Annotated in this window: 22 protein-coding genes and 1 pseudogene; 18 read left to right on the forward strand and 5 right to left on the reverse strand. The window is 65.8% G+C overall.

The genetic code is table 11. The annotated features are described in order from the left end of the window. The first annotated feature begins 4 nt into the window (after positions 1 to 4). The 5 genes and pseudogenes from JEY66_RS10320 to JEY66_RS10340 all read left to right on the forward strand — a co-directional run bounded on the left by JEY66_RS10320 (position 5) and on the right by JEY66_RS10340 (position 3,821). Positions 5 to 910: an SMP-30/gluconolactonase/LRE family protein gene (locus JEY66_RS10320; RefSeq protein ID WP_038378846.1), complete on the forward strand. Its 906-nt coding sequence runs from the start codon at positions 5 to 7 to the stop codon at positions 908 to 910. A 59-nt stretch (positions 911 to 969) separates the two neighbouring features. After that, a complete protein-coding gene (locus JEY66_RS10325) occupies positions 970 to 1,704 on the forward strand; it encodes a TetR/AcrR family transcriptional regulator (RefSeq protein ID WP_016846182.1) in 735 nt (244 codons plus the stop codon). Between the two features lie 19 nt (positions 1,705 to 1,723). Further along, positions 1,724 to 2,593, forward strand: a complete 870-nt coding sequence (locus JEY66_RS10330) for a substrate-binding domain-containing protein (RefSeq protein ID WP_016846183.1) — start codon at positions 1,724 to 1,726, stop codon at positions 2,591 to 2,593. A 5-nt stretch (positions 2,594 to 2,598) separates the two neighbouring features. Then, positions 2,599 to 2,953, forward strand: a pseudogene (locus JEY66_RS10335) (DUF1932 domain-containing protein); the annotation flags it as partial. An 85-nt stretch (positions 2,954 to 3,038) separates the two neighbouring features. Further along, positions 3,039 to 3,821, forward strand: coding sequence for an SDR family NAD(P)-dependent oxidoreductase (locus tag JEY66_RS10340; RefSeq protein WP_016846184.1), 783 nt, complete (start codon positions 3,039 to 3,041; stop codon positions 3,819 to 3,821). Between the two features lie 264 nt (positions 3,822 to 4,085). On the opposite strand, the gene JEY66_RS10345 is transcribed toward JEY66_RS10340, so the two are convergent. Further along, complete coding sequence (locus tag JEY66_RS10345; RefSeq protein WP_018273412.1) at positions 4,086 to 4,898, reverse strand: enoyl-CoA hydratase; 813 nt, start codon at positions 4,896 to 4,898, stop codon at positions 4,086 to 4,088. Between the two features lie 378 nt (positions 4,899 to 5,276). On the opposite strand from JEY66_RS10345, the gene JEY66_RS10350 reads away from it, so the two are divergent. After that, the gene (locus JEY66_RS10350) at positions 5,277 to 5,930 is read left to right on the forward strand and encodes a PilZ domain-containing protein (RefSeq protein WP_016846186.1); all 654 of its coding nucleotides are present in this window, start codon (positions 5,277 to 5,279) and stop codon (positions 5,928 to 5,930) included. 22 nt (positions 5,931 to 5,952) lie between these two features. Here the strand turns inward: JEY66_RS10350 and JEY66_RS10355 are convergent, their stop codons facing one another. Continuing rightward, positions 5,953 to 6,657, reverse strand: a complete 705-nt coding sequence (locus JEY66_RS10355) for a hypothetical protein (protein ID WP_016846187.1) — start codon at positions 6,655 to 6,657, stop codon at positions 5,953 to 5,955. Between the two features lie 183 nt (positions 6,658 to 6,840). Here JEY66_RS10355 and JEY66_RS10360 point away from each other — a divergent pair, with 183 nt between their 5' ends. The 8 genes from JEY66_RS10360 to JEY66_RS10395 all read left to right on the forward strand — a co-directional run bounded on the left by JEY66_RS10360 (position 6,841) and on the right by JEY66_RS10395 (position 14,985). Beyond that, a complete protein-coding gene (locus JEY66_RS10360) occupies positions 6,841 to 7,461 on the forward strand; it encodes a class I SAM-dependent methyltransferase (protein WP_016846188.1) in 621 nt (206 codons plus the stop codon). A 21-nt stretch (positions 7,462 to 7,482) separates the two neighbouring features. After that, positions 7,483 to 7,893 carry a DOPA 4,5-dioxygenase family protein gene (locus JEY66_RS10365; RefSeq protein WP_016846189.1) on the forward strand — a complete coding sequence of 137 codons (411 nt, stop codon included), beginning with the start codon at positions 7,483 to 7,485 and terminating at the stop codon, positions 7,891 to 7,893. Between the two features lie 368 nt (positions 7,894 to 8,261). Next, the gene (locus JEY66_RS10370) at positions 8,262 to 9,863 is read left to right on the forward strand and encodes a diguanylate cyclase (protein WP_016846190.1); all 1,602 of its coding nucleotides are present in this window, start codon (positions 8,262 to 8,264) and stop codon (positions 9,861 to 9,863) included. Next, positions 9,864 to 10,628, forward strand: a complete 765-nt coding sequence (locus tag JEY66_RS10375; protein WP_016846191.1) for an EAL domain-containing protein — start codon at positions 9,864 to 9,866, stop codon at positions 10,626 to 10,628. It abuts the gene before it with no gap. 261 nt (positions 10,629 to 10,889) lie between these two features. Continuing rightward, entirely contained in the window at positions 10,890 to 11,879 is a 990-nt protein-coding gene (locus tag JEY66_RS10380; protein WP_016846192.1) for a DUF2778 domain-containing protein, read from the forward strand. A gap of 302 nt (positions 11,880 to 12,181) precedes the next feature. Next, positions 12,182 to 13,213, forward strand: coding sequence for an aromatic ring-hydroxylating dioxygenase subunit alpha (locus JEY66_RS10385; RefSeq protein ID WP_016846193.1), 1,032 nt, complete (start codon positions 12,182 to 12,184; stop codon positions 13,211 to 13,213). A gap of 14 nt (positions 13,214 to 13,227) precedes the next feature. Continuing rightward, positions 13,228 to 13,980: a GntR family transcriptional regulator gene (locus JEY66_RS10390; protein ID WP_016846194.1), complete on the forward strand. Its 753-nt coding sequence runs from the start codon at positions 13,228 to 13,230 to the stop codon at positions 13,978 to 13,980. Positions 13,981 to 13,992: 12 nt separating this feature from the next. Next, positions 13,993 to 14,985: a PDR/VanB family oxidoreductase gene (locus tag JEY66_RS10395; protein WP_016846195.1), complete on the forward strand. Its 993-nt coding sequence runs from the start codon at positions 13,993 to 13,995 to the stop codon at positions 14,983 to 14,985. A gap of 37 nt (positions 14,986 to 15,022) precedes the next feature. On the opposite strand, the gene JEY66_RS10400 is transcribed toward JEY66_RS10395, so the two are convergent. Beyond that, positions 15,023 to 16,984, reverse strand: a complete 1,962-nt coding sequence (locus JEY66_RS10400) for a putative bifunctional diguanylate cyclase/phosphodiesterase (RefSeq protein ID WP_016846196.1) — start codon at positions 16,982 to 16,984, stop codon at positions 15,023 to 15,025. A gap of 266 nt (positions 16,985 to 17,250) precedes the next feature. Here JEY66_RS10400 and JEY66_RS10405 point away from each other — a divergent pair, with 266 nt between their 5' ends. The 3 genes from JEY66_RS10405 to JEY66_RS10415 are packed head-to-tail and all read left to right on the forward strand — an operon-like array spanning position 17,251 to position 21,510. Further along, on the forward strand, positions 17,251 to 18,246 hold the full coding sequence (locus JEY66_RS10405) for a VOC family protein (RefSeq protein WP_026193273.1): 996 nt from the start codon (positions 17,251 to 17,253) through the stop codon (positions 18,244 to 18,246). Between the two features lies 1 nt (position 18,247). Beyond that, positions 18,248 to 19,837, forward strand: coding sequence for a bifunctional 3-(3-hydroxy-phenyl)propionate/3-hydroxycinnamic acid hydroxylase MhpA (gene mhpA / locus JEY66_RS10410; protein ID WP_026193272.1), 1,590 nt, complete (start codon positions 18,248 to 18,250; stop codon positions 19,835 to 19,837). Positions 19,838 to 19,896: 59 nt separating this feature from the next. Further along, on the forward strand, positions 19,897 to 21,510 hold the full coding sequence (locus JEY66_RS10415) for a GMC family oxidoreductase (protein WP_016846199.1): 1,614 nt from the start codon (positions 19,897 to 19,899) through the stop codon (positions 21,508 to 21,510). Positions 21,511 to 21,677: 167 nt separating this feature from the next. Here JEY66_RS10415 and hemE read toward each other — a convergent pair whose 3' ends face one another. Further along, positions 21,678 to 22,724 (reverse strand): uroporphyrinogen decarboxylase, encoded by a 1,047-nt coding sequence (gene hemE / locus JEY66_RS10420; RefSeq protein WP_016846200.1) that lies wholly within the window; start codon positions 22,722 to 22,724, stop codon positions 21,678 to 21,680. Between the two features lie 122 nt (positions 22,725 to 22,846). Between hemE and JEY66_RS10425 the strand changes: the two genes are divergently transcribed. Continuing rightward, the gene (locus JEY66_RS10425) at positions 22,847 to 23,032 is read left to right on the forward strand and encodes a hypothetical protein (protein ID WP_016846201.1); all 186 of its coding nucleotides are present in this window, start codon (positions 22,847 to 22,849) and stop codon (positions 23,030 to 23,032) included. Positions 23,033 to 23,155: 123 nt separating this feature from the next. Here the strand turns inward: JEY66_RS10425 and JEY66_RS10430 are convergent, their stop codons facing one another. Then, complete coding sequence (locus tag JEY66_RS10430) at positions 23,156 to 23,443, reverse strand: PilZ domain-containing protein (protein WP_240536875.1); 288 nt, start codon at positions 23,441 to 23,443, stop codon at positions 23,156 to 23,158. Positions 23,444 to 23,452 lie beyond the last annotated feature (9 nt).

Raw genomic sequence — 23,452 nt, forward strand, 5'->3', positions numbered from 1 at the left:
CGCCATGACCGACCGTGCCGCCGAGCCGCTGACGGAAGAGGTGCCGACATCGGTGCTGTCGGCGGAGCGTTGCCATCTCGGCGAAGGCCCGACCTATAATGCGGCGACCGACACCGCCTGGTGGTTCGATATCCGCGAGCGCCGGCTGTTCGAGCATCGATTTGCAGGTGGCCGCACCGTCATTCACGCATTGCCGAAAATGGCGAGTGCGTTGGCGCGGATCGACGGCGAGCGGCAGCTGATCCTTGCCGAAGATGGACTTTACGTCCGGCACGTTGCCGCCGGCCGCCTGGAACTGTTCGCCGCGCTGGAGGCCGACAATCCGCTGACGCGCTCCAACGATGCGCGTGTGCATCCGTCGGGCACGTTCTGGCTCGGCACCATGGGGCGCCATGCCGAGCAGGGGGCCGGCGCGATTTATGCGCTGCACCGGGGCCGCATCGTGCGGCTGTATCCCGGGATCACCATCCCGAATGCGATCTGCTTTTCGCCCGCGGGCGACATCGGCTATTTCGCCGATACCGCGACCAACGTGCTGCATCGCGTGCCGCTCGATCCATCAACAGGACTGCCGGTCGGCGAGGCCACCGAATTGATCAGGCATCGAGGCAGCGGCGGGCTCGACGGCGCGATCGTCGATGCCGACGGGATGATCTGGAACGCGCGCTGGGGCGACGGATGCGTCGACGTTTACGATCCCACCGGCCGGCATCTGCGTTCGCTGCGCGTACCGGCGAGGCAATCGAGCTGCCCGGCATTCGTCGGCCGCGACTTCTCGCGCGTGCTGGTCACCTCGGCCTGGCAGGACATGGATGAGGCGCAGCGTGCGGCCGATCCCGAGCATGGCAGGACGTTCCTGCTCGAGGCGGCCGCGCGGGGTCGTGCCGAGCCTGACGTCAAACTATCCTGACGGATGCGTGCAGCGCGGCGTTGTTGACGCGACCGGATTGTTTGGACGATAGTACAAATATGGTCCGCAAACCTGCCAGGTCTGACGTGAAGGCCGCCGCCAGCCGCAAGCCGAACATGCGCGAGGCGATCCTCGCCGCGGCGGAGGAATTGTTCTCGACCTACGGCTTCAACGCCGTCTCGGTGCGCGACATCGCGCAGGCCGCCGGCGCCAATCCGGGCAGCGTGACCTATCATTTCAGGACCAAGGACGGCCTGCTGCTGGAAATCTATCGGCGCCATTGCGGCCCGATGAACCGCCGGCGCTCCGAGCTGTTGGCGGCGGCGCGGCGGGTGCGCGATCTGCAGGACCGGCTCGAGGCGATCGTGCGCGCCTATGTGTTGCCGGCCTTTACGTCCGGCAGCGATCTTGCCGGCGGCGGAACGCGGTTCACGCGGTTGCGTGCGATCATGTCGGCCGAGGGCAATGAGGTCGTGCGCAAGATCATCGCGCAGACCTTCGACGACACCAGCCATGCCTTCATCGACGCGATTCATGAAAGCCTGCCGCATATTCCGCGTACCGATCTGGTCTGGCGCAGCCACTTCCTGCTCGGCGCGCTCTACTACACGCTGGTGACGCCGGAGCGCGTCACGCGCCTGTCGCGCGGCAGCGCCGACGGCACCGATGCCGGCCACGCCATCGAGGAACTGGTGCGCGCCACCGTCGCGGCGTTGCAGGCCGCGCCGCTCGACGCAGGGGCGCCCGGGCCGCGCATGGTGCCGAGCGCAAATCCAGGGCGAGTGGTGACCTGAAACTCCGGAGCCTGTCGCGATGGAGAAACTTCGGCTACGCGCCGTGCTCGGCAATCATCCGCACATCCGGGCGGTGAAGAACGGCGAGCTTCGCTCTGAGCTGTTCGATCTCGACTTCACCGGATTCACGCCGACTAACGCCGCGTTCAAGCCGATGGTGCGCGAGCAGGCATTCGACGTCTGCGAGATGGCGATCGTGACCTATCTGATGGCAAGGGCACACGGCAAGCCGCTGGTGCTGCTGCCGGCGGCGATGGTCGGCCGCTTCCAGCACGGCCACGCGCTCTATTGCGCCGACCGCGGCACGCTCGTGCCCGCCGATCTCGAAGGCAAGCGGGTCGGCATCCGCTCGTTCACGACCACGACCGGGGCATGGATGCGCGGCATCCTTGCCAACGACCATGGCATGAACCTCGACAGCATCAACTGGGTCACGTTCGAGGAGCCGCATGTCGCGGAATATGTCGACAGCACCGAGCGCGCGCCGAAGGGCAAGACCATCATCCAGATGCTGAGGGACGGCGAGCTCGATGCCGTGCTGGGCGAGACCTCGAGCGATCCGGCGTTCAAGCCATTGTTTGCCGATCCGGCCGCTGAGGCGGCGCGGTGGTATGCGCGGCACGGCGTCGTGCCGGTCAATCATCTGGTGGTGGTGACATCGCGGCTCGCGACATCGCGGCCGGACGTGGTGCGGAGCCTGTACGATCTGCTCAAGCGCGGCAAGGCGGAGGCTGGCCCGCCCGGCATGCCGGACCTGGTGCCGTTCGGCGTCGCGGCGAACCGCAAGCCGCTCGAACTGATGATCGACTATAGCGTGCAGCAGGCGTTGATCCCCCGGCGCGTCACGGTCGACGAGCTGTTCGACGGCACAACACGAGACTTGAACTGATGACAATCTCGGGGCTGGAGGCCATGGTGATCGAGAGCTTCACCACCGCACGCGGCTATGGCGTCGAGGATGCGGTGCTCGCCTCGCTCAAGGAGACCTTTCCGTCGATCGACTGGGAGAAGCAGGGCGCCTCTTTCTTTCAGCGGGTGATCGAGCACGGCCGGCGGCGCGCCGAGGAGGTCCGCGAGGTGGCTGAGATCGTGCGCGAGGCCGGGCGCCTCTGGCACCCCCGAGCGGCAGGGCTGGATCGCCGACCTTGCCGATGAGGGCGTGTTCGGCCCCAGGGGAACGCCGGACTTCGCCCGCTGCGCCGACTGGCGTACCGAGGCCGACCGGATTCTCGCGCGCATCAAGTCCTGAGCTCTCGCCCGGAGAATCCGCCGCGTTCCCTGCCGGCGCGCAATGCGCTATTGCTCCATGAACAGTTTGTTCTGGAGGCAGTCCCATGAAGAATTCCGGCAAGGTCGTCGCCATCACCGGCGCGGCACGCGGCATCGGCAAGGCCTGCGCGGCGCGCTTCCTGGCCGATGGCGCCAGGGTCGTCATCTCGGATGTCGACGCGGCAGGGCTCGTCCACACCGCCCAGGAACTCGGACATATCGATCAGCTGCGGGCGGTCGAAGCCGACGTCAGCAAGCGCGCCGATGTCGACCGCATCGTAGCTCACGCGGTGAAGGAGTTCGGCCGGCTCGACGTCATGGTCAACAATGCCGGCGTCGCGCGCAACCGCGACTTCCTCGACATCAGCGAGGCCGAATTCGACGACGTGATGGGGATCAACCTCAAGGGCGCGTTCTTCGGCGTCCAGGCCGCGGCGCGCCAGATGATTGCGCAGGGCAGTGGCGGCGTCGTCATCAACATGTCCTCGGTCAACGCGCTGCTCGCGATCCCCTCGCTTGCGACCTACGCGATGTCCAAGGGCGCGCTGAAGCAGCTCACCTCGGTGGCGGCCGTCGCGCTGGCGCCGCACGGCATTCGCGTCGTGGCGGTCGGGCCCGGCACGATCCTGACCGAGATGGTGGCGACGGCGATCTTCTCGTCGGAGGACGCGCGGCGCAGCGTGCTCTCGCGCACCCCCGCCGGCCGTTGCGGCGAGCCGAGCGAGGTCGCTTCCGTCGTCGCATTCCTCGCCAGCAACGATGCCTCCTACATCACCGGCCAGACCATCTATCCCGACGGCGGCCGGTTGATCCTGAACTACACGGTGCCAGTCAGCGAGAAGAAGTAGGGGCTGGTTCAATCGCGCGCACACCGCCAAAATATCGAAAACAACCCCATGCAAAGTAGCCGGCGGCGGCCGGCGTTCGACCAGGCCACTTGACGCGTCGGGCAAATCGGTGGTATTATTCGATTATTCAGAAATCTCGCAATAACCACCCGCGCATACGGGTGATCCAGTATTCCAGAGGCGGCCGTGCTTGAGCCGATGGGCCGCCGCGTACTGGATCGCCCGGTTGAAACCGGGCGATGACGGGTGCGGATGAGGACGCCGCTACCGGCCCTTGAACTGCGGCTTGCGCTTCTCCATGAAGGCGCTGCGACCTTCACGGAAGTCCGCGCTGTCCATGCATTCGATGCCGATCTGCTTGATCGCGGCCATGTCGCGATCGGCGGGATCCTTCAGCGCCTGCGCGATGGTGATCTTGGCGGCCTTGATCGCCAGAGGCGCGTTGCCCGAAATGGTGCGCGCGATCTCCATGGTCGCGTCCCAGAGTTCGGCGTCCGGCAGCACGCGATCGACGAGGCCGATCCGCAGCGCCTCGGCGGAGTCGATCCGCATGCCGGTATACATGATCAGCCGCGCCCAGGACGGGCCGACCAGCGACACCAGATGGCGCAGCCCGTCATAGCCATAGGCGATGCCGAGCTTGGCGGCGGGAATGCCGAACTGGCCGCTCGAGCCGGAGATGCGGATATCGGTCAGCATCGCGACCTGCATGCCGCCGCCGAGGCAGAAGCCGCGGATGCAGGCGATGGTCGGCTTCGGATAGTCGGCGAGCAGGGCGCGCTGGGCGGCGCTGCGCCGTGAATATTCCTCGGAAGCCTCGGCGTTGTGCCTGGTCTTCTCGAACTGGCTGATATCGGCGCCCGATACGAAAGCCTTGTCGCCGGCGCCGACCAGGATCACGACGCGGACGGCCGGATCGTCGCGCAACGTCGTCAGCGCCTCGCCGAGCCCCTCCCACATCTCCAGCGACATCGCATTGCGCTTGTCGGGATTGTTGAAGGTGATGACGCCGACGCCGTCGACGACGTCTTGCAGGATCTTGCCGTCGGCAAGCGATTTGTTCGACATGTTTGGCATATGAGGGGTCCGGTCTGATTTCGGCGAAGGCTAGCACCCGGCCGACAGCCGGGGCAGGCGGTTTGGAGCACGGCGCGATTGCATTGCCGGGCGGCAACTCTCCCGGTAGTTGTACGGTTCGCAAAATAAACCGACGCGAAACGGTTGCGCCATAGAGTGCGCCGCCCGCACTCCGTCCCGGTTTAACTTTTTGCTAGTTTTTCGACGGTATGGCTGTACGCACCTGCGCGCCAGGACCATTCCGCCACGCGCTGGGATGCGTGCCGCAGCCCCTCGCTGCCATCGCGTCGGTAGCGAACTTCCCCACCACCGGACCGGCAGTGAAGCCGGCCAATCCAGCCCTCCGTGCACTCACATCGCCTCGGGCGAGGTTCAGTCGTGTCCGTCGAAAAGTTTCTCAAGCAACGCGCGGTCAAGATCACCGTCAACGGCAGCTACACGTTGCCGAACTGGTACGACGCGCAGGGGAAATTGCGCACCTTCGCCTGCCGCACCACGCGCGTCTCGCCGTTCCGGATGATCGTGGACGTGCCCGTCGTCGGCAAGGTCGGCGACCGGCTGACCTCGTATTTCGAGGAGTTCGGCAAGTTCGACGGCTGCATCACCGACACCATGAGCGGCAGCTTCCTGCTCGAGCTCGAGATGACGCATGCCATGCGCGAGAAGTTCGCCGACAAGCTGACCTGGATCGAGAAGAAGCAAAAGGATCCGAGCATCCGCGAGGCGCGCAACAACCCGCGTTTCGTTCCCGTCGCGCCGCATGCCATGTTGACGTTGGCGGACGGCACCATGCAGAGCTGCTTCATCATCGACATGTCGCTGTCGGGCGCGGCGGTCTCCTCCGAGGCGCAGCCGCCGATCGGTATGCCGCTTGCGATCGGCGCCTGCGTCGGGCGGGTGGTCCGGCATCTGCCGAACGGCTTCGCCATCAAGTTCGTCGAGACCTACAAGCAGAGCGAGCTGGCTCGCCTGATCTCGCGCAAATCCAAGGAACTGCAGTTGGTGTCCGCCGACGCGGACCCTGTCGCCTGATGGCCGGGCTCCGCCTGCTTCCCTAGGTCAGCTGTTCCGGATCTTCGGCCGCGCGCATCCGCGAGATAGTGTCCTCGGTTGCATTCGGACCGGCCGCCGCGATCGCGATCTCGCGCGCCAAATTGGTGCATTCGGCCCACAGCAGGAAGAACACCAGCGGCGGCCGTTCGCGCGCTTCGAGCAGCTGCCGGCAGCGCTCGGCCGCGCCGTCGATCGCCCACCACTGCTGGGCGACCACCATGACCCTGCGGAAGCTCCGCAATGTGCCGGAGAACTTTTGCGGATCGGCGCCCACGAGGGCGCCGCAATGGTTCAGCCAGTTCAGGCCAGCGTAGATCGCGATCCCGTAGTCTTCGATCGCAGTGCCGGTGAAATCGACGACGGTCTTGTCGTGCGCGCGCTGGCGCAGGAAAGCATCGATCATCTCCGCCTGGCGGGCCGGATCGACCAGCAGCGAGATGTCCTGCCGCGGCACCATCGGGACATAGCGCATCGCTTCAAGCCGCGTGTGCTCCCAGATCGCACCGATGTCGCCGAGCAGATCGCCGGACTTGCGTTTGCAGGCCGGATAGACCAGCACGCCATTGTCGGCGAGATCGAGATAGCGCGGGACCACCTTGTCGAGCGCGGCGAGAAACGCCAATGGATCGGTAAGGCCGCGCAAGTCGCTGGCGGCGTCCTCCGCTTGTGCAGGCTTGTTGCCGCGTGTCCAGCCGAAGTTGGCCATCCCCGGACGCCCTGATCTCAACCCGGTCATCAGGTTAGTTGGAAAATGCGGCGAAGCAAATGCGGCATTTGCTGCTGCGCCGCCGTGCGTGCCCGCCGCTGCCGGTTGACGCGAGAGACCGCCGCGCCTAGCTGATGGTTAATGGCGCAACGCAGGTTGTTGCCGCTTTCGGGACCTATCGCCATGACCGCTTCCGATCGGCAATCGCATTGGCAGACCGTCTATCTGACCAAGGGAGAGCAGCAGGTGAGTTGGTCGCAGGCCGATCCGCAGCCATCGCTGCGTCTGATCGAATCGATCGCACCGGGCCGCGACGCGTCGATCATCGACATCGGCGGCGGGGCCTCGCGCCTCGTCGATGCGTTGCTTGCGGGCGGTTTCCACGATCTGACGGTGCTCGACCTCTCCGAAGCGGCGCTGGCGAGTGCGCGGGAACGGATCGGCACACCGGGCGATAGGGTGCGCTGGGTTGCTGATGATGCGACGGTCTGGCAGCCGCAGCGAGCCTTCGACATCTGGCACGATCGCGCGGCGTTTCACTTCCTGGTCGAGGAACCAGACCGCGCGGCCTATCTCGACCGGCTGCATCGCGGCGTGAAAGCAGGCGGCCACGCCGTGATCGGCACCTTCGCGCTGGACGGCCCGGAGAAGTGCAGCGGCCTGCCGGTGCAGCGCTATGACCCCGCGACGCTCAGCGGGACCATCGGTCCGGCATTCGAGTTGATCGCGCATGAGGCGCACCGGCACGTCACGCCCTGGGGCGCGACGCAGTCGTTCCAGTTCAGTGTGCTGCGGCGCAAATGACCGGCCAGAAGGAGAGCTGAGATGACGGACGCGCCACGGATGATCGGCGAGATCGCCAGCTACCACGCCCATGTCTATTACGACCCCGCGACCAGCCGGGGCGAGGCGGAACGGCTGCGCAACTGGATCGGCGAGCGCTTCCTGGTCACGCTCGGACGCTGGCACGACGTCAAGGTCGGCCCGCATGATCAGGCGATGTATCAGGTGGCGTTTGCGGCCGAGCTGTTTCCGACCCTCGTGCCGTGGCTGATGCTGAACCACGGCAGCCTGAGCATCCTGGTCCATCCCAACACCACCAATCCGCGCCGCGACCACCACGACGATCCGCTCTGGATCGGCACGCCGCTCGCCGTCCATGCCGACAAGCTGCCCGAAGAGGCCGAGATGGAGCAGGCGCCGGCGCCGAACACGTCGCCGACACTGCACCCGTGAGCGTCCTCCGGGTTGGCCGCAGGGCAATCGCATATGACCCTTCGGCGGCTGTGGAAGTAACTCGGCCTCGTGGTTCGAGACGCGCCGCAAGCGGCGCTCCTCACCATGAGGGTCTACTATTGTGCCGCCAAACAAGATCCTCATCCTGAGGAGCCCGCCGAAGGCGGGCGTCTCGAAGGATGGCCGCGAGGACGCTGCCCGACAGATTTCTTTCCATATGCAATTGCCCTGAGGTTATCCGGAATGGGTAAAGTTTGACGCAATTGTGCCGCAGCCGAGTCGTTTCAAACTCATCGCGTTTTGCAACGTGAGGTTAAGTCACGGTTCCTAGGCTTACCCGATGAATTTGAGGGTTGGGCGCATTGGGCATGTTCTTTTCGTTTCGAAGCTGGGCACTGTGGCGGGTGGTTGGACCTCTGCTGGCCATCGTGCTGCTGCTGGGCGGCCTGTCTGCCGGCAGCCTGCAGGTGATGTCTGCAGTCAGGGCCTATGTGGCCGGCGAAAGCATGTGGTCGAAGGGACAGAAGGATGCCATTCACGACCTGCAGACCTATGTCAGCACCGGCGCGCCGCTCTATCTGCAGAAGTTCGATGCCGCGATCGCGGTGCCGCTGGCCGATCGTACGGCGCGGCGCGCCCTGGAATCGCCCGGCAACAATGACGCCGTGGCGAGGGCCGGCTTCGCCAGGGCAGGCAATCATGATGACGACATCGGCGGCCTGATCTGGCTGTTCAAATATTTCCGCAAGATGCACCACGTGGCCGGCGCGGTGACGGCATGGCGCAATTCGGATGCGCTGCTCGATCAGCTGATTGAAATCCGGAACGAGGCTGCGAACGACGTCGCGCTGCACGATCCGTCGGCTGCGACCATCAGGCACTGGGCCGAGCGGATCGGTGTGGTGGACGCCGCGCTGAGCACGCTTGCGGTCGATTTCTCCGATCATCTGGGCAAGGCGTCGCGCCAGGTCTCCGCGCTGCTGCTGCTGGTCAACCTCGTGATCGCGGCCTGCCTTGCCGGCATCGTGCTGGTCCACACGCGGCGGATGCTGTGGCGGCGCTGGCTTGCCGAGACCGCACTCGCGGTCGAGAAGGAACGCGCCCAGCTCACGCTGGCGTCGATCGGCGACGCCGTCATCGTGATGACGCAGGACGATCGGGTCGACTACATGAATACCGCCGCGCAGCGGCTCATCGCGGCAGGGCAGGAGGTGACGGGACGGCCGCTGGCGTCGCTGTTCAACATTGCCGAGCAGCCGGTGCGCGGATCGTTCGACGCCGACGACGAAAGCCGGCCGCAGCTACTGGTGCGGCCGGACCATTCCAGCGTGCCGGTCTCGGTGGTCGAGACCCCGATCGTGCATGCCGGAGAACCGGCGGGCCGCGTCATGATCATTCACGACATGACCGCCGAGCGGCGGCTGGTCGAGGAATTGGCGTGGGCTGCCTCGCATGACGCGCTCACCGGCCTTGCCAACCGGCGGCAGTTCGAGTTCGAACTGCACAAGGCGATGTCGGGCTCGCCGGCCATGGGCGCCGACCTGATGCTGATCGATCTCGATCAGTTCAAGATCGTCAACGACACCTGCGGCCACATGGCAGGCGACCGGTTGCTGAAGCAGGTGGCGAGGCTGCTGGCGGCCGAAGTCGGCGGCAGCGGCCTTGTCGCGCGTCTTGGCGGCGACGAGTTCGGCATTCTGCTGCATGAGGACGGCTCCGCGACGCACGACGTCGCGGCCGACGTCGCGGAGCGGATCAGGGCGGTGATCGAGCAGTCGAACTTCGTCTATGAGGGGTCGAGCTTCCGGATCAGCGCGAGCATCGGCCTGGTCGGGCTGGCCGACAGCGCCGGCGTGCAGGACGCGTTGCGGCTTGCCGACGTCGCCTGTTTCCTTGCCAAGGACAAGGGACGCAACCGCGTCCAGGAGCACCGCCCGTCCGACACCGGCATGGCCGTGCGTGTTGCCTAGATGAGCTGGGTCAATCGCATTCGCAAGGGACTCGATGAGGGGCGCTTCTGCCTCTACGAGCAGGAGATCCGCCCGGTGAACGGCGCGCTGAAAGGCAACGACCGGCGGGAGCTCTTGCTGCGCCTGCGCGACGAGAGCGGCGCGCTGGTGCCGCCCGGCAGTTTCCTGCCCGCCGCCGAACGCTACGGGCTGATGCCGCTGATCGACCGCTGGGTGGTTCGCCGCGCCTTCGAGATCATCGCCGAGCGCAAGCACCAGCCGCGCAAGATTGCCAGCTACGCCATCAACCTGTCCGGCGCCACCATCGGCGACAGCGACTTCGTCGACTTCGTCGCCGGGCTGTTCGCACAGCTCGACGTTTCGCCGGCATCGGTGTGTTTCGAGATCACCGAGACCAGCGCAATCTCGAACCTCGACGAGGCGCAGAAGTTCATCGCGCGGCTGCGCGAGATCGGCTGCAGCTTCTCGCTCGACGATTTCGGCACCGGCATGTCCTCGATCGCCTATCTGAAGCACCTGCCGGTCGACATCATCAAGATCGACGGTTCGTTCGTGAAGGAGATCTCGAACAGCAAGGTCGATCGGGCGATGGTCGAGATGATCACCAAGACCGCGAAGATCATGCAGAAGCAGGTGGTCGCGGAATTCGTCGAGAACCTTGCGATCCTGGACGAGCTGCGCCAGATCGGGGTCGACTACGCCCAGGGTTACGCCATCGGAAAGCCGGTTCCGGTGCTCACCCTCTGGGAAGAAAAGATCGCCTGAGCGGCCGAAATCGTCCCGAATCGGGACCTTTTTGGTCAATTCGGCCCGCCCAAGGCTGATTCTCTGGCACTTTCAATCCGAAAAACGTTTAAAAAACCTCTCGTTGTCCGTTTTGTCTCGATTATGCCTTACTCTAATTCCCTGATATGATGAGTGATCGGTGAATCCCGGTGGGCCGGGTAACAGGCCCCAGAGCACCGAACTTGGGGATTGATGGGTCAACGAACGACGAAACCTGCCCGGCGTAAGTCGAGCCGCGGCATGTCTCTGGTGGGCAGCACGGCGTTTGCCGTGAGCGCGCTTGCCCTGTCGTCTGGCCTTGCCGCCTGGATGGTCGGCATCGACCCCACCGCATGGCTTCACGGTCCGGCGCTCGCCAACACCACCGCCTCGCTGAACTTCGACGATCGCTTCGGCTCTCGCTCCACGATCAATTCGGCCTCACTCTATTATCCACTGCGTCGCGGGTTCCGTTCGAGCCGCGGCGATTTCAATTCCGAGTTCGGCCAGATCGAGGACGCGCTGGCCGGCCAGTTGCGCGACACGCAGACCGAACTGCCGACCAGCCAGTCGGCGACGGCGTCCGTCGCTGCCACGACCACGGCGACGACGTCCACCGTGCCGATGCCGCGGTCGCGGCCGGCGGAGGCCAATCTGCTTGCACGTAACGATCAGCCGCCGCCGCCACAGCCGCCGGTGCAGCAGGGCGACAACCGGACGTTCCTGCAGAAGGTTGCCGACATGATGCCGGGCAAGCTGCAGCTGGCCTCGCTCGATCCGAATGACGGATTGTTGTCCGGTCCGAGCCCCGATCTCGGCAAGCTCGGTTATGACAGCACCACGGCCGTCTACGACATCACCGGCCGCATCGTGTACATGCCCGACGGTACCAAGTTCGAGGCGCATTCAGGCCTCGGCAATCTGCTCGACGATCCCGCGCATGTGAATGCCCGCAACGCCGGTGCGACGCCGCCCGGCATCTATGAGATGAAGCCGCGCGAGAAGCTGTTCCACGGCGTGCCCGCGCTGCGCATGACCCCGGTCGATGGCAGCGACACCTTCGGGCGCGTTGGCCTCTTGGTCCACAGCTACATGCTCGGGCCGAACGGCGACTCCAACGGCTGCATTTCGGTCAAGCACTACGACAAGTTCCTGCAGGCCTACCGCAGCGGCATAATCAAGCGCATCGCCGTCGTCATCAACATCAAGGATGTCCAGTCGGCCTCGACCCGCGCGGCGTCGAACTCATAAGCCGACCGCCGGCGCCTTCAGCAAATTGCGCAGGCTCTTGCAGAGTCCAGCCTTCGATCCGCTGACCGCCTCCAGCGCGGCCTAGCTGCTTCTCCCATCGTCGCGGAAAATCGCGCCACGTCGTCGCCAACTCGCCCTGGAGGCGACGCTGACATGGTCATCCCTACCAGATCTGAATTTCTGTATACTTATAATCGGATTATAATACCGATATAGATGATCGTTGTCGTTTCTCAGCATGTACTGTATACATTTCGTATTCATTCACGCTGAGAGGCGGACCAGTGCCAAAACCCTTTCCAATGAACGCGTGGTACGCGGCCGGCTGGGATGCCGAGATCAAGCACGCGCTGTTGCCGCGGACGATCTGCGGCAAGCATGTCGTGATGTACCGGAAGGGCGACGGCGAGGTGGTGGCGCTGGAGGATGCCTGCTGGCATCGCCTCGTGCCGCTCTCCAAGGGCCGGCTCGACGGCGATGCCGTGGTCTGCGGCTATCACGGCCTGAAATACAATGCGCAGGGCCGCTGCACCTTCATGCCCTCGCAGGATACGATCAATCCGTCGGCCTGCGTGCGCGCCTATCCCGTCGTCGAGCGCCACCGCTTCATCTGGCTCTGGATGGGCGATCCCGCGCTCGCCGATCCCGCGCTGGTGCCCGACATGCACTGGAACCACGATCCGGCCTGGGCAGGCGACGGCAAGACCATTCACGTCAAATGCGACTATCGCCTCGTCGTCGACAATCTGATGGACCTGACGCACGAGACCTTCGTGCACGGCTCGAGCATCGGCAATGATGCGGTCGCCGAGGCGCCGTTCGACGTCACCCATGGCGAGAAGACGGTCACCGTGACGCGCTGGATGAAGGGCATCGAGGCGCCGCCGTTCTGGGCCAAGCAGCTGCAGAAGCCGGGCCCGGTCGATCGCTGGCAGATCATCCGCTTCGAAGCGCCGTGCACCGTCAACATCGACGTCGGCGTCGCGCCGGCTGGTTCGGGCGCGCCGGAGGGCGATCGTTCGCAGGGCGTCAACGGCTATGTGCTGAACACGATCACGCCCGAGACCGAGAAGACCTGCCATTATTTCTGGGCCTTCGTCCGCAATCACCGCATCACCGAGCAGCGGCTGACCTCGGAAATCCGCGACGGCGTCGCCGGCATCTTCCATGAGGACGAGATCATCCTGGAAGCGCAGCAGCGCGCGATGGACGAGAATCCGGACCGGGTGTTCTACAATCTCAACATCGACGCCGGCGCAATGTGGGCGCGTCGCGTCATTGACCGCATGGTGGCGAAGGAAAATCCGCCGCCGCAGCTGCAGGCTGCCGAATAGGCGAGGGGCGAGCCATGGCGGAACGCGAAACCGATCGTTCAGTGTCGCAGACCGTGCGGGCGCAGCTTGCGCTGCGTGACCTCGTTCTCTCCGGCGGCCTGCGGCCCGGCGAGCGCATCTCGGAACTGCAGGCGGTCGAGTTCACCGGGGTATCGCGTACGCCGGTGCGGATGGCGCTGGTCCGGCTGGAAGAGGAAGGCCTGCTGGAGGCGATCCCTTCCGGCGGCTTCATGGTCAAGGCGTTTTCCGAGCGCGACATTCTCGATTCGATCGAGCTGCGCGGCACGCTGGAGGGCCTGGCCGCGCGCTTCGCCGCCGAGCGCGGCGTCTCGTCGCGCGATCTCGAGCCGCTGAAGGAATGCCTGAACGAGATCGATGGCCTGGTGCGGCAGGATCCGATTTCGGTCGAAGTCTTTTCGTCCTATGTCGCGCTCAACGCGCGCTTCCACGCGTTGCTCACCGAGCTGTCGCGCAGCCCGCCGCTGATCCGGCAGATCGACCGCGCCTCGGCGCTGCCATTCGCCTCGCCGAGCGGCTTCGTGATGGCGCAATCGGCCTTGCCCGAGGCGCGCCAGATCCTGCTGATCGCGCAGGATCACCATCGCATCGTGGTCGACGCCATCGAGAACCGCGAGGGCGCGCGCGCCGAGGCGATCATGCGCGAGCATGCCCGGCTTGCGGCACGCAATCTGCGGCTGGCGCTGCGCAACCGCAGCCATCTCGATCTGCTGCCGGCGCTGGCATTGATCAATTCGGCAGCCGGCTGAGCGGAGAACGCCATGCGATTCATCGAGACCTGGACATCCGCTACGCTGCTCGCCGTGCGCGACCTCACGCCCGGCATCCGTGAATTCCTGCTGCGGCCGGACGATTTCACGGGTGCGCCCTATCCCGTCGGCAGCCATATCGATGTCGGCGTCACCATCGAAGGCCAGCCGCAGACCCGCTCCTATTCGCTGGTCGGCGAAGCCGATCCGCAGGGTTACCGGATCGCAGTTCGGCGCGCAGCGGATTCCCGCGGCGGCTCGCGCTACATGTGGTCGCTCGCGCCGGGGGCGCGGCTCAACATCACGCTGCCGACCTCGCTGGTGCAGCTCGACTGGACGCGGCGGCACTATTGCCTGATCGCGGGCGGCATCGGCATCACGCCGATCGTCGGCGCGGCACAGGCGCTCGCCCGCCGCGACGCCGCCGTCGCGCTGCATTACGCCGTGCGCACGCGCGGCGATGCGGCCTACCTCGAACCGCTTGAGCGTCTGCTCGGTGATCGCCTCATCGTCCATGCCGGCGACGAGGGCGGGCGGCTCGACCTCGACGGCGTCTTCGAGGGGTTGCCGCAGGATACGATGACGCTGTTCTGCGGCCCGATGCGGATGCTGGACGCGGCGCGGCGCGCCTGGGAGGCATCCGGCCGCCCGCTCTCCGATTTGCGCTACGAGACCTTTGGATCGAGCGGGCTGCTGCCGACCGAGCCGTTCCGCGTGCGGCTCAGGGGCCAAGGCACCGAACTGGGGACCGAGTTCGTCATCCCGCGCGACCGGTCGATGCTGGACGTGCTCAACGAAGCCGGCCATGAGGTGATGAGCGACTGCCGGCGCGGCGAATGCGGCGTCTGCGCGCTCGACGTGGTCGATGTCGACGGCGAAATCGACCATCGCGACGTCTTCTTCAGCGATCACCAGAAGCAGGAGAGTCGCAAGATCTGCGCCTGCGTCTCGCGTGCCCGCGGCACCATCACGGTCGACACCCTGCATCGGTCGGACGCGCTCTGACCCAACCGAGCGGCGCTCGGGCGGCGTTCGATCAGGGCTACGCCGCGTGCACCGAGTGCTGCGGATTGTGATCGAGCAGTGCGGAAATCTCGCTGCCTGACATCGGCCGCCCGATCAGATAGCCCTGGACCTCGTCGCAGCTGGTCTGGCGCAGATATTCGAGCTGATCCGCGGTCTCGACGCCTTCGGCCACCACGCCGATCCGCAGCTCCTGCGCGAGGCCGATCACCGATTTGACGATCGCGGCGCAATCCGGCTGGGTCAGCATGTCCCGGATGAAGGATTGATCGATCTTGATGCGGCTGAACGGCAGCTTGCGCAGATAGGTCAGCGACGAGAAGCCGGTGCCGAAATCGTCGAGCGCCACCGTCAGGCCGAGCTCGAGCAGCGCGTGCAGGATCGCGGGTGCCGATCCATATTTCGAGATCAGCATCGACTCGGTGATCTCGATCTCGAGACGGTTCGGCGCGACATTCGCCTCGGCCAGCGCGTCGACGATCGTCTGCAGGATGCCGACGTTCTGGAACTGGACCGCGGAGAAATTGACCGCGATCCGGATGTCGTCCGGCCAGCGCGACAGCATCGTGCAGGCGCGGCGGATCACCCACTCGCCAAGTTGGTGGATCAGTCCGCTTTCCTCGGCGATCGGGATGAAGACGGTCGGCGGGATCAGGCCGCGCGTCGGATGCTGCCAGCGCAGCAGTGCCTCGAAGCCGGTGACGCGGCCTTTGCGGATGTCCAGGAACGGCTGGTAGACGAGAAACAGCTCGTCCGCCTCGATGGCATGCTCGAGATCCCGCTGCAGCGCGCGGCGGTCGCGCGCCGACCGGTCGTCGCTGGCCTCGAAGAAGCAGATGGTGCCGGGAGCGGATTTCTTCGCCCGGTAAAGCGCGATGTCGACATGCTTGAGCAGGTCGTGGGACGTGCTGCCGTCCCGCGGCGCCAGCACGATGCCGATGCTGATCGTGCGGTTGACCTCCAGCCCGTCGATCGGGAACGGCTCGGCAAAGGCCGCGACGAACCGTTCGGCGATCGCCAGTGCATCCTCGGGCCGCGTCAGATTCGACATGATCAGGGCGAACTCGTCGCCGCCGATCCGTGCGACATGTTCGGCCGCGCGGGTGCAGCGCTGCAACCGGGCCGCCACCTGCACCAGGAACTCGTCGCCTGCCGGATGGCCGAACCTGTCGTTGACCTCCTTGAAGCGGTCGAGATCGAGCAGCAGCACCGCGAATTCCTCACCCGACCGCGCCAGTCGGTTCAGTGCGCCGTTGAGCGCCTCATTGAAGGCGACGCGGTTCGGCAGATGCGTCAGCGGATCCTGCCGCACCGTCCGTTCGGCCTCGTGCTGGGCGATGATCCGCCGCCTGAACTCGAACGCGTTGACGAAGACGCCGCGCAGCAGCACCGAACCGTAGACCAGGACCAGCACCGCCATCAGGAGGTAGACGAAATCGCCGTCCCGGCCGAGACAGATCGCGGTGCCGACGAAGATCGGCGCGGTGAAAGCAATCGCGGCGATCGGGATGGTGGAGAACGCGAAGGCGCCGCCGGCCAGCATTCCCGCGCACAGGCAGGTGATGACGAGCTGGGCGCCGCTCGATGCGTTGGCGAAGAAGGCGACCGGGACGACGCCCCAGGCCGTCCCGAGCGCCAGCGCATTGCGCACCAGCCGGTACATGGTTCGGCGCGACACGAATTGCGGCTTGGCGATGCGGCGCGCTGCCCGCGCCTGCAAGCCGAAGAACAGCGCCGCGCTGCCGACCGCGGCCGCCCACACCAGCGCAAAGGCCCAGTCCGGCGATTGCCACAGCGCAATCGCGAGCACCAGCGCGTTGCAGGCGTTGGCCAGCATGATGCCGAAGGAGTAGCCGAGCACGAGCGAGACCTGTTCGGCGCGGATGTGGCCGGCAAGCGCTTCATCCGCCGGCGGTGCACCGAAGGCCGCGAGGTCGCCCGCGAACAGGGTCGCGAAATATGATCTCAGATGGGTACGCATCACTACGTTGCCTGCCCGGATTGGCCATGGCGCAGTGGCGAAGAATTCTCTGCAAACCTTTGACAAACTATGAACTATTGGAACGGCCCGTGCCGCGGCGGGCCCCTCCTTCGGTTCCACCGGCGGGCATTGCTAACAAATCGATACAAATACGTGATGCGAGGTCACGGAGCGGCAAAGCTTGCCCGACGCTGCGCTGCTTGATCCCCCGCGGGTTTTTCGCAATGAGTTGGGTTCCCGCGAACGGCAAAAACCAGAAGGTGCGCATGAGCCTCCGGATCACGAACCACGATCCCGGGTTCCGGATTACGCGGGCCAGCCACGTCGTCCTGACCGTTCGTGATCTCGCGGCGAGCCGGCAGTTCTACGAAAAGGTGATCGGGCTGATCCTGACCGCGGAGGAGGGTGGCGCGCTCTATTTCCGCGGCGTCGAGGAGGCCTGTCATCACAGCCTTGTGTTGCGCAAAGGGGAGGGCGCCGCCTGTGCGCGGCTCGGCCTGCGGGTCTTCCAGGACGAGGACCTCGACCGGCTCAAGGCCTTTTTCGAAGCCCATGGCTGCCGGGCCGCCTGGGCCGAGGTGCCGCATCAGGGCCGCACCCTGCATGCGACCGATCCGGCCGGCACGCCGCTGGAGTTCTGCGCGACCATGCCGGTCGAGCCGCGCATGATCACCAAGTTCACCCGCCATGCCGGCGGCTCGGCGTTGCGGCTCGATCACTACCAGGTCCTGACGCCCGAAGTGCGCAAGGCGTGCGAGTTCTACACCGCGGCAGGCTTTCGGCTCAGCGAGTATATCGCGCCGGCTGATACCTTCGATCTGCGCGGCGCCTTCCTGCAGCGCAAGGGCAATCCGCACGACATCGTGTTCTTCAACGGCGCCGGACCGCGGCTGCATCATTTCGCGTTTCTCGCGCCCGAGGTCCATCATCTACTCAACGCCTGCGATATCGCCGGCGAGCTCGGTTATGGCGCGTCCGTCGAACGCGGCCCCGGGCGCCATGGGCCGGGACACGCGATGTATGTCTACATGCGCGATCCCGACGGGCATCGCGTCGAGCTGTTCAACACGCACTACCAGATCATGGACATCGAGAACGAGCCGGTCGCCTGGGATCCGTCCGACCACAAGATCTCGTTTCCATGGGGACTGCCGGCGCGGCAGGCCTGGTTCGATGAGGCGACGCCGTTCGAAGGTGTCGCGATCCGCGAGCCGCAAATGAAGCCGAAGCCGCTGACGCTCGAGAGCTACCTCGCGAAGTAGCATGTCATTGTCAGCCGACAATCCCATCCATGACGTGGCCATCGTCGGCCTCGGGCCGGTCGGTGCCATCTTCGCCAATCTGCTCGCGAAATCCGGCTTGAGGGTCGCAGTCGTCGAACGCGTTGCCGACATCTACGACAAGCCGCGCGCAATCACGCTCGATCATGAAGCGCTGCGCGTGCTGCAGGCGGTCGGGCTCGGCGATTTCATGGAGCAGGCGATCGCCCCGCATAACGGCTCGCACTATCTCGGCGTCGACGGCGAGATCATCAAGATCTTCGACCCGATGCCGCCGCCGTTTCCGCTCGGCTGGATTCCGAACGTGACCTTCGTGCAGCCGGACGTCGAGCAGGCGCTGCGCGACAAGCTCGCAGGCTATCCGCATGCCGATATTTTCCTTGCGGCCACGGGCGTGGCGCTGCAGCAGGACGACGGCGCGGTGATGCTGACCGCGCGCCGCGAGTCCGGCGAGGAGCTCCTGATCCGCGCGCGTTATCTGGTCGGCTGCGACGGCGCCAACAGCTTCGTCCGCAAGCAGCTCGGCATCGGCCTCGACGACCTCGCCTTCGATGAATGGTGGATGGTGATCGACACGCTGACCAGCGAGCCCGCCAGGCGGCCGGCCAAGAGCTTTCAGTATTGTTGGCCGTCGCGACCCGGCACCTTCGTGCCGGGTCCGCGCAATTTGCGGCGTTGGGAGATCAAGTTGCTGCCCGGCGAGGATCCCGAGGCGGCCGGCGCGCCTGACAACGTCGTGAATCTGCTCAAGGGTTTCACCGATATCTCCGACCTCACGATCTGGCGCTCGGCGGTCTATCGCTTTCATGCGCTGCTCGGCCAGCGCTGGCGCGACCGCCGCGTGCTGCTGATGGGCGATGCCGTGCACCAGACGCCGCCGTTCCTCGGGCAAGGGCTGTGCGCGGGTATCCGCGATGCGGTGAACCTGGCCTGGAAGCTCCGCCTTGTGCTGCGCGGCGATGCGGGCGATGCGCTGCTCGACAGTTACGAGATCGAGCGCAAGCCGCATGTCCGCGCCGTCGTCGCCAGCGCCAAGGAGTTCGGCAAGATCATCGGCGAGCTCGATCCGGTGGCCGCCGTCGAACGCGACGTGCGGCTGCGCGCCGACCTGAAGGCCGGCAAGGCCGAAACCATCAGGCAGAAATTCATCCCCGATCTCGTCTCCGGCCTGATCGCGCGCGATGCTGCGCTTGCCGGGCGGCTGTTCGTGCAGCCGCATGTGCGCGCGCCGGATGGGCGGACGTGCCGGCTCGACGATCTGCTGAAGTTGGAATTCGCGATCGTGACGACGGCGGCGGACCCGATGGCGTGGCTGTCGGAGGCGTCCTCGAGCGCCTGGCAGCGTCTGTCAGGCGAGCGCGTCGTCATCGCCACATCGGGCGAAAGTGCCGATCGAGGCGGTATCCTGAGCGTGGTGGAGCGCGACGGGCTGTTCGCCGAATGGATGCGGCAACATGGCGCCGCGGCGGTGATCGTGCGGCCCGACCGCTACGTGTTCGGCGCCGCAGGGAACGCCGATGAGCTCAATATGCTTGTTGGGCAACTGCTCCAGAACCTCAGCGCAGGGCGCTAGCCTTTTCAAGGCGCCGCTTTGTCTGTACCACCGGAAGAAAGAAATTCCGGGGGAAACCAGTGAACAACAGCAATGATGCGGCGGAGTATGATTACATCATCGTCGGCGCCGGCTCGGCCGGCTGCGTGCTCGCCAACCGCCTGAGCGCTGACGGCAAGCACTCGGTGCTGCTGCTCGAGGCCGGACCGAAGGACAGCAACATCTGGATCCATGTCCCGCTCGGCTACGGCAAGCTGTTCAAGGAAAAATCCGTCAACTGGATGTATCAGACCGAGCCGGAGCCCGGCCTCAACGGCCGGCAGGTGTTCCAGCCGCGCGGCAAGGTGCTCGGCGGCTCCAGTTCGATCAACGGCCTGCTCTATGTGCGCGGCCAGCACGAGGACTACGACCGCTGGCGACAGCGCGGCAATGCCGGCTGGGGCTATGACGACGTCCTGCCCTATTTCAGGAAGGCGGAGGATCAGCAGCGCGGCTCCAACACCTATCACGGCGCCGGTGGCCCGCTGCCGGTGTCGGATTGGCGGCATCACGATCCGCTGTCGGAGGCCTTCGTGCATGCCGCAGCCGAAGTCGGCATTCCCACCAATCCGGATTTCAACGGCGCGACCCAGGAGGGCGCGGGCTTCTTCCAGACCACGACGCGGCGCGGCCGGCGCGCGTCGACGGCGCGGTCCTATCTGCGGCCGGCACTGACGCGCGGCAATCTTCATGTCGAGACCTCGGCGCTGGCGCAGCGCATCCTGTTCGACGGCAAGCGCGCGAGCGGCGTCGCCTACAAGCAGGACGGGCAATTGCGCAAGGCCAAGGCGCGCAAGGAGGTGCTGGTATCGAGCGGTGCGTACAACTCGCCGCAATTGTTGCAGCTCTCCGGCGTCGGCCCCGCCGATCTGTTGAAGCAGCACGGCATCGACATGGTGCTCGATGCGCCCGGCGTCGGCAACGATCTGCAGGATCACATGCAGGTCCGCATCGTCACGCGCTGCGCGCAGACCGTCACGCTGAACGACGTCATCAATCATCCCGTACGCCGCGTCATGGCGGGCCTGCGCTATGCGGCGCTGCGCAAGGGGCCGCTGACGATCGCCGCCGGCACCTCCGGCGCGTTCTTCAAGACCAGCCCGCGGCTGGCGTCGCCCGACATCCAGATCCACTTCCTGCCGTTCTCGACCGACAAGATGGGCGAGAAGCTGCATCCGTTCTCGGGCTTCACGGCCTCGGTCTGCCAGCTGCGTCCGGAGAGCCGCGGCTCGCTGAAGATCAGGAGCGCCGATCCGGGCGTGCCGCCGGAAATCCGCATCAACTATCTGGCGACCGAGACCGATCGCCGCGCCTTCATCGACGGCATCCGCATCCTGCGCAAGATCCTGGCCGCGCCGGCGCTGAAATCCTATTCAGTGGGCGAGGTCGATCCCGGCGCCAAGGTGGTCAGCGACGACGACCTGCTCGATTTCTGCCGGCGCACCGGCAGCACGGTCTATCATCCGACCTCGACCTGCCGGATGGGCAACGATCCGCTCGCAGTGGTCGACCAGCGGCTCAAGGTGCGCGGCATCGAAGGTCTGCGCGTGGTCGATGCGTCCGTCATGCCGGACCTGATGTCGGGCAATACCAATGCGCCGACGATCATGATCGCGGAGAAGGCGTCGGACATGATTTTGGAGGATGCGCGGTAGCCGCCGCTGTTGAGTCCGTCACCCTGAGGAGCGCGTAGCGCATCTCGAAGGGTCGATGGCCCCGCTCTGTCGGCGCGCGGCCAGACCCGGGCCGTCGACCCTTCGAGACGACCGCTGCGCGGTCTCCTCAGGGTGACGGTGACAGGTCCGTAACTCGGGCTACGGCCTCAGCCCTTATACGCGCGCACCCGCGCGACCATCTGCTCGACATGGGCGATCGGCGTTTCCGGGAGGATGCCGTGGCCGAGATTGAAGATCATCCGCCCCTTGCCGAAGTTCTCCAGTACATCGTCCACCGCGCGGTCGAGCGCGGCGCCGCCGGCAATCAGGGCCAGCGGATCGAGATTGCCCTGCACCGCGACCCGGTTCTGCACGCGCTCGCGGATCATCGACGGCTCGGTGGCCCAATCGATCGAGACCGCATCGACGCCGGTTTGCTCGACATAGGCCGGCAGCATGCCTCCCGCGCCACGCGGGAAGCCGATGATCCTGGCCTCGGGGACCTGCTTGCGCACCCCGGCCACGATGCGCCGGGTCGGCTCGATCGCCCAGCGGGCGAACTCGCGCGGCGGCAGCACGCCGGCCCAGGTGTCGAAGATCTGCAGGCAGTCGGCGCCGGCCTTCAACTGGCCGACCAGATAATGGATCGAGTTCTCGACCAGCACGTCGATGATCTTGGCGAAGGCGTCCGGATGGCGGTAGGCGAGCATCCGCGCCGGTGCCTGGTCCGGCGTGCCCTGTCCGGCCACCATGTAGGTCGCGACCGTCCACGGCGCGCCGCAGAAGCCGATCAGCGCGATCTCGGGGGCGAGTTCGCGACGGACGCGGCGCAATGCTTCAAAAACCGGCTCGAGCTGGTCGAAATTGGCGTGGGTCGAGAGCGTCGCGATCTCGCCGGGCGTTGCCAGCGGATCGAGCCGCGGCCCTTCGCCGGCCTCGAAGCGCACCGAGCGGCCGAGCGCGTAGGGGATCACCAGGATGTCGGAGAAGATGATCGCGGCGTCGAAGTTGAACCGGCGGATCGGCTGCAGCGTGATCTCGGCGGCGAATTCGGGCGTGAAGCAGAGATCGAGGAAGCCGCCGGCCTTGGCGCGCAGCTCGCGATATTCCGGCAGATAGCGGCCGGCCTGGCGCATCATCCAGAGCGGCGGCACGGCCTGCCGGTGGCCCGACAGCACGTCGATGAGCGGCTTCTTGGTGGGATCCTGGGGCACGCGGATGGTTCCTGATCACGATCAAAATTTGCGCCCCTGATACACGCTGCAGCGCAATGGGCCAAGGCGGTTCTGGAACCCCTCTTTGCGTGGCCGCGTTGTCCCCGGAATGGAGGGACGACATGGCCGACAAATTCGATCCTGCCCCGCACGACAAGCATGCCGAGAAGCCGCATGAGGCGCAGGCCGCCGACCGCAAGGCTCGCTCCCGGCTGAAGGAGGGGCTCGAGGATACCTTCCCGGCCTCCGATCCGGTCAGCGCCACGCAGCCCGCGCCGTCGAAGCACGACGGCAATCGGGACAATTAGCCGGTATATCCCAGCGGCTGCTAACCACAATGCCAACTGAGTTCAACATGCGGCGACCTATTCGCCGCGGAGCGGTGGCTCGGAGCGACCGAGCCCGTCCGCGTAGCCTGATTGCCGGGATAACTAGACGGGGCCGCTTGCGGGGCGCTGCATCCGGTCAGAGTCGAAGGTCACGCCGAGCCGCCGCTCCAGGCGCCAGGCCACGATGCAGTGCCGCCGGATCGGTTCGCTCTCGATCTCGAGGTCGAATGCGAACGGGATTGTGACGTCGCTTTCCACGGCGAGCCCCGCGCCGCCGGTCGAGATGTTGAGCACAAGACATCCGACACTGGTGTTGCGGAAGAAGATCGTCCCGCGCTTCAACAGGATCGTTCGTTGGCTGTCGGTCTTGTATCTTATTGTTGTGCTCACGGCAGTGTC

The sequence above is a fragment of the Bradyrhizobium elkanii USDA 76 genome (genome assembly GCF_023278185.1).
In the GTDB taxonomy this organism is placed as follows: domain Bacteria; phylum Pseudomonadota; class Alphaproteobacteria; order Rhizobiales; family Xanthobacteraceae; genus Bradyrhizobium; species Bradyrhizobium elkanii.

What these genes read in the sequence shown, in the direction of transcription:
- JEY66_RS10320 (WP_038378846.1), top strand. Translation starts at nt 5, where the DNA reads ATGACCGACCGTGCCGCCGAGCCGCTGACGGAAGAGGTGCCGACATCG.
- JEY66_RS10325 (WP_016846182.1), top strand. Translation starts at nt 970, where the DNA reads ATGGTCCGCAAACCTGCCAGGTCTGACGTGAAGGCCGCCGCCAGCCGC.
- JEY66_RS10330 (WP_016846183.1), top strand. Translation starts at nt 1,724, where the DNA reads ATGGAGAAACTTCGGCTACGCGCCGTGCTCGGCAATCATCCGCACATC.
- JEY66_RS10340 (WP_016846184.1), top strand. Translation starts at nt 3,039, where the DNA reads ATGAAGAATTCCGGCAAGGTCGTCGCCATCACCGGCGCGGCACGCGGC.
- JEY66_RS10345 (WP_018273412.1), bottom strand. Translation starts at nt 4,898, where the DNA reads ATGCCAAACATGTCGAACAAATCGCTTGCCGACGGCAAGATCCTGCAA.
- JEY66_RS10355 (WP_016846187.1), bottom strand. Translation starts at nt 6,657, where the DNA reads ATGGCCAACTTCGGCTGGACACGCGGCAACAAGCCTGCACAAGCGGAG.
- JEY66_RS10360 (WP_016846188.1), top strand. Translation starts at nt 6,841, where the DNA reads ATGACCGCTTCCGATCGGCAATCGCATTGGCAGACCGTCTATCTGACC.
- JEY66_RS10365 (WP_016846189.1), top strand. Translation starts at nt 7,483, where the DNA reads ATGACGGACGCGCCACGGATGATCGGCGAGATCGCCAGCTACCACGCC.
- JEY66_RS10370 (WP_016846190.1), top strand. Translation starts at nt 8,262, where the DNA reads ATGTTCTTTTCGTTTCGAAGCTGGGCACTGTGGCGGGTGGTTGGACCT.
- JEY66_RS10375 (WP_016846191.1), top strand. Translation starts at nt 9,864, where the DNA reads ATGAGCTGGGTCAATCGCATTCGCAAGGGACTCGATGAGGGGCGCTTC.
- JEY66_RS10380 (WP_016846192.1), top strand. Translation starts at nt 10,890, where the DNA reads ATGTCTCTGGTGGGCAGCACGGCGTTTGCCGTGAGCGCGCTTGCCCTG.
- JEY66_RS10385 (WP_016846193.1), top strand. Translation starts at nt 12,182, where the DNA reads ATGAACGCGTGGTACGCGGCCGGCTGGGATGCCGAGATCAAGCACGCG.
- JEY66_RS10390 (WP_016846194.1), top strand. Translation starts at nt 13,228, where the DNA reads ATGGCGGAACGCGAAACCGATCGTTCAGTGTCGCAGACCGTGCGGGCG.
- JEY66_RS10395 (WP_016846195.1), top strand. Translation starts at nt 13,993, where the DNA reads ATGCGATTCATCGAGACCTGGACATCCGCTACGCTGCTCGCCGTGCGC.
- JEY66_RS10400 (WP_016846196.1), bottom strand. Translation starts at nt 16,984, where the DNA reads ATGCGTACCCATCTGAGATCATATTTCGCGACCCTGTTCGCGGGCGAC.
- JEY66_RS10405 (WP_026193273.1), top strand. Translation starts at nt 17,251, where the DNA reads ATGAGCCTCCGGATCACGAACCACGATCCCGGGTTCCGGATTACGCGG.
- mhpA (WP_026193272.1), top strand. Translation starts at nt 18,248, where the DNA reads ATGTCATTGTCAGCCGACAATCCCATCCATGACGTGGCCATCGTCGGC.
- JEY66_RS10425 (WP_016846201.1), top strand. Translation starts at nt 22,847, where the DNA reads ATGGCCGACAAATTCGATCCTGCCCCGCACGACAAGCATGCCGAGAAG.